Consider the following 16,690-nt stretch of genomic DNA (forward strand, 5'->3'; position numbering starts at 1 on the left):
GGGATTCCGGCGCCGCGCCGGGAAGGCTCGCCCCGTGGAGTCCGAGCAACGGCAGACGGAAGGAGTCGGTGATGCCCCACCCCACCGACAGCAACACCGACGGCACCACGGACAGCGCATCGAACGGCACCACCGACGGCAACGCGGCGTACGGAAAACAGCCCTTCAAGCGCTCCAAGAGCCACTTCGCGGACCGCATCACGGCGGACGGCCGCGACGGCTGGCCGGTCGAGGCCGGCCGCTACCGCCTGGTGGTCAGCCGCGCCTGCCCCTGGGCGAGCCGCGCCGTCATCTCCCGACGGCTGCTCGGCCTGGAGGACGCGCTCTCGCTGGCCCTCACCGACCCGATCCAGGACGACCGCAGCTGGCGCTTCACCCTGGAGCCGGACGGCCGCGACCCCGTACTGGGCATCCGCTTCCTCGCCGAGGCCTATGACGCCCGCGAGAAGGACTACCCGGGCGGCGTCAGTGTGCCCGCCGTCGTCGACGTACCCAGCGGCCGGCTCGTCACCAACGACTACCAGCAGATCACCCTGGACTTCGCGACGGAGTGGAAGGCGCTGCACCGGCCCGGTGCACCCGATCTGTACCCCGAGCCGCTGCGCGAGGAGATCGATGTCGTCATGGCGGGCGTCTACCGGGACGTCAACAACGGCGTGTACCGGGCCGGTTTCGCCACCGGGCAGAGCGATTACGAGGCCGCCTTCCACGACCTGTTCCGGCGCCTGGACCTGCTGTCCGAGCGGCTGTCCGACCAGCGCTACCTCGTGGGCGACACCCTCACCGAGGCCGACATCCGGCTGTTCACCACCCTGGTCCGCTTCGACGCCGTCTACCACGGGCACTTCAAGTGCAACCAGTTCAAGCTGGCCGAGGACCCGGTCCTGTGGGCCTACGCCAAGGACCTCTACCAGACCCCCGGCTTCGGCGACACCGTCGACTTCCACCACATCAAGCAGCACTACTACCGGGTGCACACGGGCATCAACCCGACCGGCGTCGTCCCGCTCGGACCGGACCTCGCCGGCTGGCTGACCCCGCACTACCGCGAGGAGTTGGGCGGACGGCCGTTCGGCGACGGCACCCCGCCCGGCCCGGTACCGCCGGCCGAGGAGGTCCCGCCCAGCGGACGCCCCGAGCCCCTGCCGGCCGGCTTCTGAAACGGTCCCTTGCCCGCGCGTCCGCCGGCGGCCGGATCCGGCCGCCGCTCCCGCAGCATGAGACCCTGAGAACAGACAGGGACAGACAAGGACAAGCCCGGCGTCCGGGCTGCCCGCGCACCCGCCGAACGCGCGGGCTCCCGGTCCGCCGCCGCACTCCACCCGCCCGGCGATCCACCCGCCCCACACGATCCACGCACTCCACACGAGGAGTGAACCCGATGAGGATGGTCCTGAAAGCCCGGATACCTACCCAGACAGGCAATGAACTGATCCAGAACGGCGAGCTGTCGAAGATCATGGAGTCGGCCATCGCGGCCCTGAAGCCGGAGGCGGCCTACTTCACCCTCGACGACGGGGAGCGCACCGCCTTCTTCTACTTCGACATGAGCGAGTCATCGCAGATGCCGACCCTCCTCGAATCGTTCTTCATGGACCTGCACGCAAAGGTCTCGCTCCAGCCGGTGATGAACGCGAGGGACCTGCGCACCGGACTCGGGGAGCTGATGAGCGGCACCTGAACCGCGCCCCGGGCGCTGCCCTCACTCCGGCGCGGTGTCCTCCGGCGCCCCCTGCGCCAGCCCGGCCAGGACATCGAGCGCCTCGGCCAAGGTGCCGACGGACGGCGAGGCGAGCGCCAGACGTACGGCGTTGGGCGCATGGCCCGGACCGACGGCGAACGCCCCGGACGGTGTGACCGCGATGCCGCGACGAGCAGCGGCGGCGACGAAGGTGTCGGCCCGCCACGGGTCCGGCAGTTCCCACCAGCAGTGATACGCCTGCGGGTCGGCCCGGACCCGGAAGCCGGCAAGTCTTTCGGTGACGATCCGCTGGCGTGCGGCGGCATCGTCGCGCTTCGCCTCCTCGATGGCCGACGCGGTGCCGTCGGCCATCCAGCGGGTGGCCGCGTCGAGCGCGAAGCGGGAGGCCGCCCAGGTCCCCGACCTGAGGGCCGTCGCAAAGTCCTGGGTGGCGCCCGCGGGCACCGTGAGGAAGCCCAGCGACAGTCCGGGCGCGAGCCGCTTGGACAGGCTGTCGACGACCACGGTGCGCTCCGGCGCGAGGGCCGCGAGGGGCGGCAGGTCGTTGCGGAGGAATCCGTAGATGGCGTCCTCGATGGCGTGGATGCCCAACTCCCGCAAAACTGCGGCGAGTTCCGTGCGACGCCGGTCGGGCATGGTGATGCCCAGCGGGTTGTGCAGGGCCGGCTGGAGATAGACGGCGCGCAGCGGAGCGGCGGCCCGCAGCGCATCGGGGGTCAGACCGTGCTCGTCCATGGCGAGGGGGACGAGCGTGACGCCGAGGCGGGCCGCGATGCCCTTCACGACGGGGTAGGTGAGCGATTCGACGCCCAGGCGCTCGCCCGCCGGGACCAGCGCGGCGATCGCCGCGGCGATCGCCTGCCGGCCGTTGCCCGCGAAGAGCAGCTGCCGGGGGTCCGGCGCCCAGTCGGCGCGGGCGAGGTGGGCGGCCGCGGTCCGGCGGGCAACGGCCGTGCCGACGGCGCCCACCGGACGGAGCGCCGCGGCCAGGGCGTCGGGGCGCAGCAGATGCTCCAGGCTCTTGGCGAGGAGCGCGGGGTGGTCCGGCAGAACGGGGAAGTTCAGCTCCAGGTCGACCCGGGCCTCGCCCGGCTCGGCCAGGGCGGGCTCGGCCGGGGGTTCGGCGGTGCGGACGAAAGTACCGCGGCCGACCTCCCCCACCGTCAGACCGCGTCGGCTCAATTCCCGGTACACCCGGGCCGCCGTCGAGCTGGCGATGCGCCGGTTCCTGGCGAACCTCCGGAGCGGCAGCAGCCGGTCCCCGGGGCGAATCCGGCCGGCCGCGATGTCGGCCGCGAGTTCATCGGCAATCGCGCGATAGTCGTCCATTGGTCACTTCCCACATTGCACCGAGTGCATTATTAACATTGTGCCGAGAGATTGCCCTCTATAGCATCGAGGAGTCAAGCCACTGCAGAGGAGACGCGCCCCATGGGATCGGTCGTTCACCAAGAGATCACTGTCGGGTACGAGGACGAGGGCAGCGGCGAGCCGCTGGTGCTCATTCATGGGCACCCCTTCAACCGTTCGATGTGGCGCCCGCAGACCGAGCACTTCAGCCGGGCCGGCCGGCGGGTGATCGTCCCGGATCTCCGGGGCTACGGCGACAGCACGGTGGTCCCCGGCAAGACCCCGCTGGCGACGTTCGCCCGGGACGTCATCGACCTGCTCGACCATCTCGGGATCGAGCGCTGTGTCCTCGGCGGCCTCTCCATGGGAGGCCAGATCGTCATGGAGTGCTACCGGCTCTTCCCGGAACGGATCCGGGGCCTGGTGCTCGCCGACACCTTCGCCGCGGCGGAGACCGAGGACGGCAGGACCGCGCGATACGACATGGCGGAGCGCCTGCTCCGCGAGGGCATGGACGGCTATGCGCACGAGGTGCTGGACAAGATGGTCTCCCCGCACACGATTGCCTCCCGGCCGGACGTCGCCGCGCACGTCCTGGGAATGATGACCACCACGGCCCCCGAAGGTGCGGCTGCCGCACTGCGCGGCCGCGCCGAGCGCCCCGACTACACCGAGCTGCTGTCGCGCATCGCGGTGCAGACTCTGGTGGTGGTCGGCACGGAGGACGCGTACACCCCGGTGAGCGACGCCCGCGACATCCACGAGCGCATCCCGGATTCCCGGCTGACGATCATTGAACATGCGGCCCATATGCCGAATCTGGAGCGGCCGGACGCCTTCAACGCGGCGCTGGACGCGTTCCTCCGCTCGCTGCCGAAGACCGCGACGACGGCCGCGCCGCAAGGCTGAGCACCACCGTGGCCCGCACCCGACGGTGTTGGTGGCCGGGCCCCGGAGACCCCCGGGTCATCGCATGACGGCCGGGCCGGGCCCGGTCACCCGCCCGGACGCCAGCAGCGCCGTGTGCGGCAGCACCAGCCGGCCGTCTCCGTCGGTGAACTCCTGTGCCAGCACGACGAATTGCCGGCGGATGCGCTCGGCCACGGCCGCCCCCTGACCGAGGACGATCCGGCCGATGGTCGCCACTCCTGCCGCCGGGCCGCTCCACCACTCCTCCGGTGTGGTGCGGTGGTCCCAGGACAGCGGACGGCAGGCCGCGTCCGCCAGCCCCGCGCCCCGCAGCAGGCCGACGAGGCCGGCTTCGGTGCGCGGGAAGTCGCCCTCGGGGGCGAGCGCGGGCAGAAACGACGGGCGGGTCACACCGGCCGCCTGTACGGCGCGGCCGAGCAACGCCTGCCCCGGCGCGGCGGGGGCCGCCCAGAGCGTCAGTGCGATCCGGCCGCCCGGCCGGGTCACCCGGCGCAGCTCGTCGAGGGCCGCCCGCGGCCGTCCCACGTGATTGACCACAAAGTTGCCGACGACGGCATCGAACTGTCCGTCCTTGTAGGGCAGTTGCGGTAGCGCGGCGAGATGGACGCACCCGTCGGGGACGGCCCGGGCGGCGCGCCGGACCATTTCGGGCTCGGCATCCACGGCAACGACCCGGGCACCGCGCGCACCGGCCGCCGCGGCGGCCGAACCCGTCCCCGTCCCGACGTCGAGCACCCGCAAGCCCGCGGCCACCGCCGCGGCGTCCAGCAACTGCGGGACCGGATGGGCGCAGAGCCTGCCGAATCCGGCCTCGTACGCGGCCGCGCTCCCCGCCCAGGCCCGGCGCTCACTCTCATCGAACGGCGTCTCAGGCACCGCTCCCCCTCCCCCGGCCGGCAACACGACCGGCACCTCGGTCCGGCGCCTCGGCCTGACGCCTCGGTCCGGCAACCGGCTCGGCAACTCGATTGCGGCGACCGGTGACCGCCACGACCGGCACCATCCTCGCCGACCCCCCACCGGCTCCCGCACCACCGACTCCCCATGTTCCCAAGGGCGTTACTCAGCCGTAACCTACCGATGGGTTACCTCAGGTAAGAAGCGGACCTTACTCTCCAGTCACATCGGGTCGCCGTACGCCCCTCCTGTCTCCGGACAGCGTGCGGCCGGCCCGCATCGAGATCTGGAGCAGCAGATGAGGCCCTCCCGTACGACTCTGCGCGCCGCGGTCAGCACCGTCTCCGCGGCGGCACTCGCCACCACGGTTCTCGCCGGCGCGCCGGCCACCGCCGAGGCGGCGGCGCCGGAATCAGCCCCCACGGCAGCAGCATCGGGCGCCTCCTCCGTGAGGTTCGTCGACATCGAGGGCGACGGCGGTACCACCCTCAAGGCGAACGTCTTCACTCCGGCCGGTGCCGACGGCACCCGGCGCTACCCGGTCATCGTGCTGCCCACCAGCTGGTCGATGCCGCAGATCGAGTACATGGCGCAGGCCAAGAAGCTGGCCGACGCGGGCTATGTCGTCGTCGGATACAACTCACGCGGCTTCTGGCAGTCCGGCGGACAGATCGATACCGCCGGTCCGAAGGACGTCGCCGATGCGTCGAAAGTCATCGACTGGGCGCTGGCCCACACACCGGCCGATCCGCAGAAGGTCGGCATGGGCGGGGTGTCCTACGGTGCCGGGATCAGCCTGCTGGCGTCCGCGTTCGACAAGCGGATCAAGGTGGTTGCGGCGCTCAGCGGCTGGGGCGATCTCATCGGCTCGATCTACAGCGGCCGTACCCAGCACCGGCAGGCGGCGGCGATGCTCGGCGGGACGGGCGAGCTGACGGGACGCCCCAGCCCCGAACTCCGCACGATCCTCAAGGACTTTCTCTCCTCGAATCTCGCCAAGGAACAGGACATGATCGCGTGGGGGCGGAAGCGCTCCCCCGCCACCTATCTCAACAAGATCAACGCCAATGGCGCCGCCATCATGCTGGGCAACGCATGGGGCGATTCCCTCTTCCCGCCCAACGAGTACGCCGACTTCTACGAGAAGCTGAAGGGCCCCAAGCGGCTGGAGTTCCGCCCGGGTGACCATGCGACGGCCGAAGGACTCGGGCTGTTCGGGCTGCCCAACGACACCTGGACCAACACCCAGCGGTGGTTCGACCACTACCTCAAGGGCGCGGACAACGGCATCGACCGCGAGTCGCCGGTGCTGCTCAAGTCCCGTTCCACCGGCGCGTACGAGGGCTACAAGAGCTGGCAGGACGTGGCGTCCACGCAGCGGAAGATCGAGCTGGGCGGCAGCAAGCAGATCCACACCAACTGGGACTCCGGCGCCGACGGCGGGCTGATCTTCCTCTCCAGCATGCTGGACCAGTTCCTCCGGCTGCCGCCGATGGCCTCGATCCCGCTGCTGCCGCGCCCGCTGGCCGCCGTCTGGCAGTCCGAGCGCTACGGGACCGGGCAGCGGGTCAGGGGGACCACACGGCTGCACACCACCATGACCAGCACCGCGGAGAGCGGCACCGCCATCGCCTACCTCTACGACGTGGGCCCGCTCGGCATCGGCAAGCTGGTCACCCACGCCCCGTACACCTTCCACGGCAAGACGCCGAACCAGCCCTTCGGCGTGGACCTGGAGTTGTTCTCCACGGCCTACGACGTCCCGGCCGGCCACCGGCTCGCGGTGGTCGTGGACACCGTCGACCCGCTGTACATCGAGCACAATCCGAGCGGCGCCCGGCTGACGTTCTCCTCCCCGGCGAACGATCCGTCGTATGTCTCGGTGCCGGTGCGCGAGTAGCGACCGTCTGAGGGATCGGGGCGAGGCACCGCGGCGTACGACGCGGTGCCTCGCAAGACGCCGGAGCAGAGTCCTCCGCCCCGTCGTCCGCGCTCCCCGGCCCTGCCGCGTCATCGCCGCGGCGCCCTCCTCGTCACCGCTCCCCCGCCGTCCGAGTCATCGCACCGCCGCCGTCCGCGCACGGTACGACTGCGCGGCGAGGAGCAGGCCGATTCCCCAGACCAGGAACTGAGGGATCCCGTAGACGACGATCCAGGGGCTGAAGACGCCGTCGTCGCCGAAGTGGAGGGGCAGTTGTACGGCGGCCCAGGCGGTGTAGAGGAGCAGGACGGCCGACGCGACGTACGCCGTGCCGGCCAGCGTCCGGCGGGGGACTCTGCGGCCCCCGACCAACGGCAGCCGGTTCGGGAAGACCAGCCCCCAGGGCCGGACCAGGCTCAGCGCCAGGACACCGGCCAACAGGGCCAGTGCGCTGAGCACGAAGAGATAGGGACCGCCGCCGAGGGCGTACCAGTCGCTGAACTTCTCCTCGTCGGCCCAGAGGGGAATGCCCAGCGCCCATACGGCGTGCAGCGGGATGAAGCCCAGGGTGGCGGAGAGCGCGGAGGCGTGGGCGGCGCGGCGGGCACGGAGTGACGGACGCGGGACTTCGGCGGCCGCGGCCTCGTGCGGGACGGTGCTTGCGGACATGACGTGTGCCTCCACAGGGGGTCGGGAAAGTGCTCACCGACACGGTTCCACGGGGCCCCGTAACGCCACATCGCGCTGCCGGCTGACGCTCCCTCATGCCCGGAGGGCACCCGGGCATTGCCTTCCTCCGCCGGAGGGGGGAGCCCTCACGTCGGCGGTTGATGGCTCCCCGGCAGCAAGGTGCCCGGTTCCGGGGCGGCCACCTCGACGGCCTCCACCTTGGGGTTGCGCCGCTGACGCTTGGAGACCCAGTTGGCCAGCCAGGACAGCAGCATGCACATCCCGATGTAGATCGGCGAGATGATCATGACGACGGGGATGAACGGCAGGTCGTAGTCGAGGTTGGAGGCGATCAGCTTGCCGGCGTGCAGGAACTCCTCGTAGGTGATGAGGTAGCCGAGCGAGGTGTCCTTCAGGGCGACCACCAGCTGGCTGATGATGGCCGGGAGCATCGCCCGCACCGCCTGCGGCACCAGGACATGCGTCATGACCTGCGTCTTGCGCATGCCCAGTGCGTAGGAGGCCTCCCCCTGGCCGCGGTCGACGGAGTTGACGCCGGTACGGAAGACCTCGGCGAGCACCGAGCCGTTGTAGAGCGTCAGTCCGGCGACCAGGGCGATCAGCGGCTCCGCCTTCAGCGCCACGTAGATGAAGAAGATCATGACCAGTACGGGCATCGCGCGGAAGAACTCCACCAGCAGCGTGCACACCCAGCGCACGACCCGGTACGCGGAGAGCCGGCCGGTCGCCAGCACCCCGCCCAGCGCCAGCGACAGCACCGCGGCGAGGGCGAAGGCCTTCAGGGTGTTGCCGAGGCCCCGCAGCAAAAGCTCCTGAATTCCCTTGTAGGTGAAGGGAGTCCATTTCGCCGCGGTGAACTGGCCGGTGGCGAAGAGGAGGTAGATGATCCAGCCGATCAGGGCGAGGATCACCACCGTCGAGACCAGGCCGTAGAGCCGGTGCCGCTGCCTGGTCCGCGGGCCCGGGACGTCGTAGAGGGCGGTGGTCATCGGGCGGCTCCGAAGCGCTTCTCCAGCACGTTGAAGATCGCGCTGATGGTCAGGGTGACGATCAGATAGCCGACGGCGATCCACACGAAGGTCCAGATGATGCTGTAGCCCTTCTCGTTGAGCGGCTTGTAGACCCCGAGCAGCTCGACGACGCTGAAGGCACCGGCGATCGCGGAGTTCTTGGCGAGCGCGATCAGTGTGGAGCCGATGGGCGGGATGACGGACCGGAAGGCCTGCGGGAGGACGATGTCACCGAGGGTCTGCGGGAAGGTCAGGCCCAGACTCCGGGCCGCCTCGCCCTGCCCGACCGGCACGGTGTTGATGCCGGAGCGCACCGCCTCGCAGATGAAGGCGGACGTGTAGCAGCCCAGCGCGAGGATCGCGAACAGCTTGAAGGGCAGGACGACGCCGAAGCGCGGCAGGCCCAGCACCACCGCGAAGAACAGCAGCGTCAGCGGCGTATTGCGCAGCACCGTCACCCATGCCGTGCCGAAGGCCCGCAGCGAGCCGACCGGCGCCACCCGGAACGCGGCCATCAGGAAACCGAGGACGAGCGCGAGCAGCGAGGCGAAGACGGTGAGTTCGACGGTGCCCAGCAGGCCCTGCCCGTAGAGGGAGAGGTTGTCGAGGAGAACGTTCATCGGTCAGTTCCTTCGCGGCTCAGGTCGCCCGGTAGCGGTCGATCGGGGGCGGCTCGGGGGCGGGCACTCCGGACAGGCCGAGAGTCGCGTCGTACGCCCTCTTCCAGTTGCCGTTCTTCTCGTTCGCGGCGAGGGCGTCGTCCAGCGCGAACCGCAGCGCGTTGTCGCCCCGGGGGACGCCGATGCCGTACGGCTCCTCGGAGAACGGCTTGCCGACCACCTTCAGCTCCTCGGGCACCTTGGCGGCGTAGCCCAGCAGGATCGCGTCGTCGGTGGTGACCGCGTCGACCTGGTAGGTGAGCAGGTTGTCGACGCACACCGAGTAGGTGTCGTAGGCGACCAGCACGGCCTTGGGGTAATCGGCCTGGATGCGCTGGTACGGCGTCGAGCCGGCCGCCGAGCAGACCCGCTTGCCGGCCAGGTCCTGCGGCCCCTTGATGTCGTTCTCGTCGGTGCGCACCAGCAGCGCCTGGCCGGCCATGTAGTAGGGCCCGGCGAAGCCCACCAGCTTCTTGCGCTTGTCGTTGATGGTGTAGGTGCCGACGTAGAGGTCGATCTGGCCGTTCTGCAGGGCCGTCTCGCGGTTGGCGGAGGCGATCGTCTTGAACTCGATGGTGTGCGGCGGGAAGCCGAGGGCGGCGGACATCATCTTGGCGATCTCGATGTCGAAGCCGGTGTACTGGCCGGTGGCCGGGTCCTTCTCGCCGAGGTAGGGCTGGTCCTCCTTGACGCCGATGACGAGATTGCCGCGGCGCTTGGCCTTCACCCAGGTCGGGGAGCCGGGCAGGGAGAAGTGCTTGGCGACCGGGTACTGGGGCAGTTCGCTGCCCTTGGGGCCCTTGACCGGCGGGCTGCCTTCGCGGCCGCAGCCGGCGAGGGCCAGTGCGAGCACGGTGAGCACGACGGCCACGAGGGCACGACGCAGGGGCGAGGAGTGGCTGTGCGGCATCACGGCGCCCCCGTTCAGTGCTTGAGAATCTTGGAGAGGAAGTCCTTCGCCCGTTCGCTGCGCGGCGCGGTGAAGAAGTCCTCGGGGGTGCGGTCCTCGACGATGCGGCCGTCGTCCATGAACACCACACGGTTGGCGGCGGAGCGGGCGAAGCCCATCTCATGGGTGACCACGACCATCGTCATACCGTCCCGGGCGAGCTGCCGCATCACTTCCAGCACCTCGTTGATCATCTCCGGGTCGAGGGCGGAGGTCGGTTCGTCGAAGAGCAGTGCCTTGGGGTCCATGGCGAGTGCGCGGGCGATGGCGACGCGCTGCTGCTGACCGCCGGAGAGCTGCGCCGGATATTTGTCGGCCTGGTCGGCGAGCCCCACCCGGTCCAGGAGTTCACGGGCGCGCCGCGCGGCGTCGTCCTTCTTTTTCTTCCGGACCTTCATCGGCGCCAGCATCAGGTTGTCCAGCACGGTCTTGTGGGCGAAGAGGTTGAAGGACTGGAAGACCATGCCGACTTCGGCACGCAACTGGGCCAGCGCGCGGCCCTCTTCGGGCAGCGGCTGTCCGTCCAGCTCGATGGCGCCCGACTCGACGGTTTCCAGGCGGTTGATGGCCCGGCACAGGGTGGACTTCCCGGACCCGGAGGGCCCGATGACCACGACCACCTCCCCGCGGCCGACGGTGAGGTCGATGTCCTTGAGGACATGCAGCTTTCCGTAGTGCTTGTTGACCCCGCGCAGTTCAATCAGCGCATCACCGGCCATATGCAGACCTGCCCACTCTCATCCGTACAGCGGAGAGCCCGCAACCTACCGGGGGGAATAGGGCGCTTCTTCCCTGACACGCACGTATGCACGGAGATGGGCGGATAAATCAGGGTTACGGATGAACCTGCCGCGAGGGCGGTGCGGGGCGGCTGCCCCGGGCTCGCGACCGGATGTCAGGTCTCGGAGACCTCGGCGTAGACCTGCGACAACTCGGGCGCGCCGATGTCGGCCCACTCATGGCCCATGGTCACCACATCGATCTCCCGCCCGGACTCCAGCCGGACCACCGGCTGCCCGTCCGGCCATACGTGCCAGACGGCGCCGCGTACCGTGCGGACCAGCACCGTGCCGAGGTAGAGACCGGCGTCGTTGCCGAGCCAGGGCAGCACCTCCGGGTCGTCCCGCCATACGGGCTGCACCTGGTCCAGCGCCTCCAACGACCGTACGGAGTCGTCCAGTTCCACGCCCGCGGTGGCGGCCTGGGCCCGCAGCAGCTCGCACTCGGACAGCAGCTCCACGACACTTTCGGGATCGGCGCGCACCGACTCCGCGAGCGGCACGGACCGGTGTGCATGCTGCCGCTTGCGCCACCTGTCCAGGAAAGACATGTTCATGGTCTGCAGGGTCCCATCCGACCTGTGGTCGCGGCCACAGGCGCGCGGCGCACTCGTACCCCGTTCGTCACCTTGACGCTTCCCCTTCACGTCCCTAACTTCATGGCGCTCGGATCGGATCTGCTGAACCCCCAGGAACCCCCTGCCCCTCGCGGGACCGGCCTGGAACGCAGTTCACACCTGCCCGTTGGCGCCACCCGGAGGGATACGGACCGATGCGTGTACGACGATGGGGCACCGCCCTGACCCTGCTGCTCGCCGCGACCGCACTGCCGGCCACCGATGCCGGAACCGCGACGGCCGCCGCGGTGCACGGACCGCACCGGCCGCTGCCCTTGGCGAAGCTCTTCGACAATCGGGCGGTCAGTGACAACTCCCGGCCCGACGCGGCCGATTTCGACGGGGCGGGCCATTCGCTGTCCGCTCAGGACCTGGCGGCGGCCGGCTGGTCCCCCGGGCGCGTACTGACGCTCGACGGTGCCCGGCTCCGCCTGCCGCACACCGCGCCCGGAGCGCCGGACAACGTGGTGGCGGCCGGCCAGCCGGTGGCGGTACCCGGCCGGGGCGAGGCGCTCACCTTCCTGGTCGCCGCGACGGGCGGGGAGGCCTTCGGCACCGGCACCGTGCACTACGGGGACGGGTCGCACAGCACCTATGAACTCACCGCTCCTGACTGGCGGTCGGGGCCGCTGAGCACCAAGGCGGTGGCGCTGCCGCATATCAACGGTCCGGGCGGGCAGTCACCCGGGGCGGCGCGGCTGTATGCGGTGACCGTCGCCCTGCGAGCGGGGCGGGAGGTGAGCTCGGTGGTACTGCCGGAGACGACCGGGGCGGCCGGCGCGCTGCATGTGTTCGCGGTGTCCGTACGGGACACCGGGCGCGGCAGGACCGGGAGTTGGGCGGCGAGCACGGCGGGCTACCGGGCGGTCGGGCCCTGGACCGACCGGACGCTGCGGCTGGTGGTGCACAGCAGCGCGGGCGGGCCGCGGGCGCGCATACGGATCGCCAACACCTTCGCCGCCACGCCGGTGGACATCGGGGCGACCAGCATCGCGGTGCGGGGCGCGGGGGCGGCGGCGGCACACCCGCCGGTGCCCCTGACCTTCGGGAAGGGACATACCGGGGTCCGCATACCGGCCGGGGCCGAGGCGTTCAGCGATCCCGTCGGCTTCACGGTCCCGACCGGCACCGATCTGCTGGTGAGCATCCATCTGCCGGGGACGGTGACGGCGGCGCCGGTGCACCAGGAGGCGGCCCAGCTGTCGTATCTGAGCGCCGCGGGCAGCGGGGACCGCACCACGGACACCGGGGGCGCGGCATACCCCGAGACGATGACCATCTGGCCATTCCTGACGGGCGTCGACGTCGAGGGCGGTCCCGGCTCGGTCGTGGCGCTGGGCGATTCGATCACCGACGGGGTGAAGTCGACGAGCGGCACCAACCGCCGCTGGCCCGATGTGCTGGCCCGCCGCTTCCAGGCGCAGCACACGCTGCCCCGCTACGGGGTGCTCAACCAGGGCATCTCGGCGAACCGCATCGTCACCGACCGCTATCAGGGCGACGGGGTCAGCACGGACACCGGCGGGGTGAGCGCCCAGCACCGGCTGGAGCGCGATGTGCTGGCGCAGCCCTCGGCGCGGACGGTGGTGGTGTTCGAGGGCATCAACGATGTGCGCTGGGGGACCTCGGCCGACGAGGTCGTCGCCGGTCTGCGGGCCCTCGCGCGGCGGGCGCACGAGCGGGGGCTGCGGGTCGTGGTGGCGACCGTCGCGCCCTGTGAGGGCTACCCCGACTGCACCCCGGCCGTGGAGGCCCGCCGGCAGGCCGTCAACGCCTTCGTACGCGACAACGCCGGCGCCGTCTTCGATGCGACGCTGGACTTCGACGCCGTGCTCCGCGATCCGCGGCGGCCCCAGCGGATGCTGCCCGCCTACGACAGCGGCGACCACCTCCACCCCGGCGACGCGGGCCTCCAGGCGCTCGGAGACGCGGTGGACCTGCGGGCGCTGGTGCCGGGGCGGAGCTGACATCCGCTCCGGTGCCCTACCCACGGGCCGGCGGAGCTGACGTCCGCTGTGGGGCCTTTCCCGCGGGCCGGCGGGAGCGGGCCCCACGGGTCCCGTTCGTTCAGGTCGTCCTAGACGTCGAGGTCCACGACGACCGGGGCGTGGTCCGAGGCGCCCTTGCCCTTGCGCTCCTCGCGGTCCACATAGGCGTCCGAGACGGCCTTGGCGAACGGCTCGTTGCCGTAGACGAGGTCGATGCGCATACCGCGGTTCTTGGGGAAGGCGAGCTGGCGGTAGTCCCAGTAGGTGTAGGGGCGGTCGTACTTGAGGGGGCGCGGCACGACGTCCGACAGGCCCGCCTCACGGAGGGCGGTCAGGGCGGCGCGCTCGGCGGGCGTGACATGGGTGGAGCCCACGAAGACGGCCGGGTCCCAGACGTCCTCGTCCGTGGGTGCGACGTTGTAGTCGCCGAGGATCGCGAACGGGCGGGAGCCCGCGGCGTCCTCGGCGACCGCCGTCTTCAGCGCCTCGAACCAGCCGAGCTTGTAGGCGTAGTGCGCATGGTCGACCTCGCGGCCGTTGGGGACGTACACCGACCACACACGGGCCGGGCCGCAGGTCGCCGAGACGGCCCTCGGCTCCTGCACCCCGTCGTAGTCCGGTCCCCCGGGGAGGCCCAGGACGACGTCGTCGAGCCCCACCTTGGACAGCAGGGCCACACCGTTCCACCGGCCGTCGGCGTTGACCGCGGCTTCGTAGCCGAGCGCGCGCAGCTCGTCGTACGGGAACTGCTCGGCGCTGCACTTGGTTTCCTGGATGCACAGCACGTCCGTGCCGGTGCTCTCCAGCCAGGCCAGCAGCCTCGGGAGGCGGGCGGTGATCGAATTGACGTTCCAGGTCGCGATGCGCATGCCTGTAAACCTACAGCGCGGTACTGACAGTCGGACCCTCAGCCGAGTGCGGTGCGGTGGCCCGGGGTGAGACGGCCGTGATCGGTACCGGCCAGCTTGTCGATCATGGCGTCGTAGAGCGGGCGGGCGTGGTCCTGGAGCAGGCTGTCGTGGATGTCGATGGCTCGTCGCGGCGCGACCTCGCGCACATAGTCGATGATCTCGGCGACCTTGTTCCAGGGGGCGTGGACGGGCAGCAGCAGGGTGTCGACCGTACGGTCCTCCGGGACCGTGAGGGCGTCGCCCGGGTGGAAGACCGTGCCGCCGTCGATGAGGTAACCGACGTTGGTGATGCGCGGGATGTCGGCGTGGATGACGGCGTGCAGCTGGCCGTGGACCTCCACATCGAAGCCGGCGGCGGTGAAGGTGTCCCCCTCACCGACCGTGTGCACCCGGCCGGGGAACGCGCCCGCGAGCAGCTCGGCGACGCTGGCCAGCGTCCAGATCTCGGCCGCCGGACTGGCTTCCATGCCCGCCCGCAGCCGCTCCTCGTTGAAGTGGTCCATGTGCTCATGGGTGATCAGGATCGCGTCCGCACCGACGGCCGCGTCCTCCTCGCTGAAGACACCGGGGTCGATGACGAGCGTCCGCCCGTCCTTCTCCAGCCGGACACACGCATGGGTCTTCTTGGTGAGTTCCATGAAGCCATCTTGCCGTGGCGGGCCTCGGTGGGTGCGTCGTGCCCCTGCGCCGCGGCACGCCCGTGCCACCCGCCGGCGCCCCTCAGGCCTCCGGCGTCGTCTCCTCGCGTATCACCCGCTGGGCGACCGCGAAGGCGGAGTTCGCTGCCGGGACACCGCAGTAGACGGCGGTGTGCAGCAGTACTTCCTTGATCTCCGTGGGGGTGAGGCCGTTGCGCAGGGCCGCGCGGGTGTGCAGCGCCAGCTCGTCGTGGTGGCCGCGGGCGACCAGCGCGGTGAGCGTGATGACGCTGCGGGTACGGCGGTCCAGGCCCGGCCGGGTCCAGGTCTCGCCCCAGGCGTAGCGGGTGATGAAGTCGTGGAAGTCGCCGGTGAAGTCGTCGGCGGCGGCCTCGACCCGGTCGACATGGGCGTCGCCGAGGACCTCACGGCGGACCTTGACGCCCGCTTCGTACGTGGCGCCGCGGGCCTGCTCCGGCTGGGCGAGGCCGGACTCTATGGCGGCGGGCGGTCCCGACGGGGGCGGCGCAGGCGCGATCTGCGGCTTGGGGGCCGCGGCGCCGATGGCGCTCTGACCACCGGGGCCGGGCTTGTCGTGCCAGGCCGTGGAGAAGTGCCGGATGAGGAGTTCGGTGACGGCCGAGGGCTGCTCGACGGGCGCGAGGTGAGAGGTGCCGGGCACCAGCGCCAGACTCGCGTCGGGAATGCCGGCGACGAGGCTGCGGGCGTCGGTGGTCGGGGTGACCTGGTCCTCGGAGCCGACGACGGCGAGCGTGGGGACGCCGATCCGGCCGAGCGAGGACCGTACGTCGAAGGACGCCAGCGCCTCGCAGGCAGCGATGTAGCAGCCGGGGTCGGTGGTCCGCACCATTTGGACGGCCCATTCGACGATCGCGGGCTGGGCACCGGCGAAGCCCTGGGTGAACCAGTGCTCGGGCGCGGTGCGGGCGATCGGGTCCAGCCCGTTCGTACGGATGACCACGCCGCGCTGGCGCCAGGCGTCGGCGGTGCCGTAGCGCGGAGACGTGGACACCAGGGCCAGCGAGGTCACCTGGTGCGGGCGGGTGAGCGCCAGCTGAATGCCGATGGCACCGCCGATGTTGCAGCCGGCGTAACCGAAGCGGTCCACGCCCAGGCCGTCGAGGGTGGCCACCAGCCGGTCGGCCAGCTCGGCGATGGAGGCCGCCGCGTGGGCGGGCGAGCCGCCGTGTCCGGGCAGGTCGAATCGGATGACGCGCCAGTGGCGGGTCAGCTCGGGGATCTGCCGGTCCCACATGTGCCATGTGGTACCCAGAGCGGCGCCCAGTACGAGTACGGGGGCGTCGTCTGGACCATCAATCCGGTGCTGCAGGGTCTTCTCACTCACCCGGCCACGCTACCGGCTCTCTGACGCGGTTCTGACGCCCGGGTCAGGACGAGCCGCCACGAGAGGCCGGAGCGTGGCCGCCGGCCGCGCCCGAAGCGGGGTAAGCGCAGGTCAGAGCCTTATGGCCGAGACGGCGTAGAAGACCGGGTGACCCGGCCCGCCGTAGCTCACCATGATCCGCTGGACGGATGCGGTGCCTTGCTCGTGATCAGGGCTGGGGCGTCTTCTGGCCCATCAAGGCGGTGCTGGAGAGTGCGCGTCGGTATCTCGCTCACGCCCTGCA

The 16,690-nt window shown here is 70.9% G+C and carries 16 protein-coding genes; 5 read left to right on the forward strand and 11 right to left on the reverse strand.

Annotation, left to right across the window (positions count from 1 at the left end; translation table 11 throughout):
• Window positions 1-71: 71 nt before the first annotated feature.
• Window positions 72-1,160: a glutathione S-transferase family protein gene (locus tag ACWGI6_RS23575; protein ID WP_453269348.1), complete on the forward strand. Its 1,089-nt coding sequence runs from the start codon at window positions 72-74 to the stop codon at window positions 1,158-1,160.
• Window positions 1,161-1,381: 221 nt separating this feature from the next.
• Complete coding sequence (locus ACWGI6_RS23580; protein WP_453269349.1) at window positions 1,382-1,681, forward strand: hypothetical protein; 300 nt, start codon at window positions 1,382-1,384, stop codon at window positions 1,679-1,681.
• A 21-nt stretch (window positions 1,682-1,702) separates the two neighbouring features.
• Here ACWGI6_RS23580 and ACWGI6_RS23585 read toward each other — a convergent pair whose 3' ends face one another.
• Window positions 1,703-3,031, reverse strand: coding sequence for an aminotransferase-like domain-containing protein (locus ACWGI6_RS23585; RefSeq protein ID WP_453269350.1), 1,329 nt, complete (start codon window positions 3,029-3,031; stop codon window positions 1,703-1,705).
• Between the two features lie 102 nt (window positions 3,032-3,133).
• On the opposite strand from ACWGI6_RS23585, the gene ACWGI6_RS23590 reads away from it, so the two are divergent.
• Entirely contained in the window at window positions 3,134-3,961 is an 828-nt protein-coding gene (locus ACWGI6_RS23590) for an alpha/beta fold hydrolase (RefSeq protein ID WP_453269351.1), read from the forward strand.
• A 57-nt stretch (window positions 3,962-4,018) separates the two neighbouring features.
• Here ACWGI6_RS23590 and ACWGI6_RS23595 read toward each other — a convergent pair whose 3' ends face one another.
• On the reverse strand, window positions 4,019-4,858 hold the full coding sequence (locus ACWGI6_RS23595; protein WP_453269352.1) for a class I SAM-dependent methyltransferase: 840 nt from the start codon (window positions 4,856-4,858) through the stop codon (window positions 4,019-4,021).
• 319 nt (window positions 4,859-5,177) lie between these two features.
• Here ACWGI6_RS23595 and ACWGI6_RS23600 point away from each other — a divergent pair, with 319 nt between their 5' ends.
• Window positions 5,178-6,779, forward strand: a complete 1,602-nt coding sequence (locus tag ACWGI6_RS23600) for an alpha/beta fold hydrolase (protein WP_453269353.1) — start codon at window positions 5,178-5,180, stop codon at window positions 6,777-6,779.
• Between the two features lie 156 nt (window positions 6,780-6,935).
• Here the strand turns inward: ACWGI6_RS23600 and ACWGI6_RS23605 are convergent, their stop codons facing one another.
• The 6 genes from ACWGI6_RS23605 to ACWGI6_RS23630 form a co-directional block, all read right to left on the reverse strand.
• Complete coding sequence (locus ACWGI6_RS23605; protein ID WP_453269354.1) at window positions 6,936-7,469, reverse strand: hypothetical protein; 534 nt, start codon at window positions 7,467-7,469, stop codon at window positions 6,936-6,938.
• A 146-nt stretch (window positions 7,470-7,615) separates the two neighbouring features.
• A complete protein-coding gene (locus ACWGI6_RS23610) occupies window positions 7,616-8,479 on the reverse strand; it encodes an amino acid ABC transporter permease (RefSeq protein ID WP_453269355.1) in 864 nt (287 codons plus the stop codon).
• The gene (locus ACWGI6_RS23615) at window positions 8,476-9,120 is read right to left on the reverse strand and encodes an amino acid ABC transporter permease (RefSeq protein WP_453269356.1); all 645 of its coding nucleotides are present in this window, start codon (window positions 9,118-9,120) and stop codon (window positions 8,476-8,478) included. Before ACWGI6_RS23615 ends, ACWGI6_RS23610 begins: the two co-directional genes overlap by 4 nt.
• A 19-nt stretch (window positions 9,121-9,139) precedes the next feature.
• Entirely contained in the window at window positions 9,140-10,069 is a 930-nt protein-coding gene (locus ACWGI6_RS23620; protein ID WP_453269357.1) for a glutamate ABC transporter substrate-binding protein, read from the reverse strand.
• Window positions 10,070-10,083: 14 nt separating this feature from the next.
• The gene (locus tag ACWGI6_RS23625) at window positions 10,084-10,827 is read right to left on the reverse strand and encodes an amino acid ABC transporter ATP-binding protein (RefSeq protein ID WP_453269358.1); all 744 of its coding nucleotides are present in this window, start codon (window positions 10,825-10,827) and stop codon (window positions 10,084-10,086) included.
• A 176-nt stretch (window positions 10,828-11,003) separates the two neighbouring features.
• On the reverse strand, window positions 11,004-11,444 hold the full coding sequence (locus tag ACWGI6_RS23630) for a DUF6278 family protein (RefSeq protein ID WP_453269359.1): 441 nt from the start codon (window positions 11,442-11,444) through the stop codon (window positions 11,004-11,006).
• Between the two features lie 215 nt (window positions 11,445-11,659).
• Here ACWGI6_RS23630 and ACWGI6_RS23635 point away from each other — a divergent pair, with 215 nt between their 5' ends.
• A complete protein-coding gene (locus ACWGI6_RS23635; RefSeq protein WP_453269360.1) occupies window positions 11,660-13,471 on the forward strand; it encodes an SGNH/GDSL hydrolase family protein in 1,812 nt (603 codons plus the stop codon).
• 110 nt (window positions 13,472-13,581) lie between these two features.
• Here ACWGI6_RS23635 and ACWGI6_RS23640 read toward each other — a convergent pair whose 3' ends face one another.
• From ACWGI6_RS23640 to pcaDC, 3 genes are all read right to left on the reverse strand, one after another.
• A complete protein-coding gene (locus ACWGI6_RS23640) occupies window positions 13,582-14,361 on the reverse strand; it encodes an exodeoxyribonuclease III (RefSeq protein ID WP_453269361.1) in 780 nt (259 codons plus the stop codon).
• Window positions 14,362-14,399: 38 nt separating this feature from the next.
• Window positions 14,400-15,041, reverse strand: coding sequence for an MBL fold metallo-hydrolase (locus ACWGI6_RS23645; protein ID WP_453269362.1), 642 nt, complete (start codon window positions 15,039-15,041; stop codon window positions 14,400-14,402).
• Between the two features lie 82 nt (window positions 15,042-15,123).
• A complete protein-coding gene (gene pcaDC / locus ACWGI6_RS23650) occupies window positions 15,124-16,407 on the reverse strand; it encodes a bifunctional 3-oxoadipate enol-lactonase/4-carboxymuconolactone decarboxylase PcaDC (protein WP_453269363.1) in 1,284 nt (427 codons plus the stop codon).
• Between the last annotated feature and the right edge of the window lie 283 nt (window positions 16,408-16,690).

This window comes from Streptomyces sp. NPDC054786 (assembly GCF_053611685.1).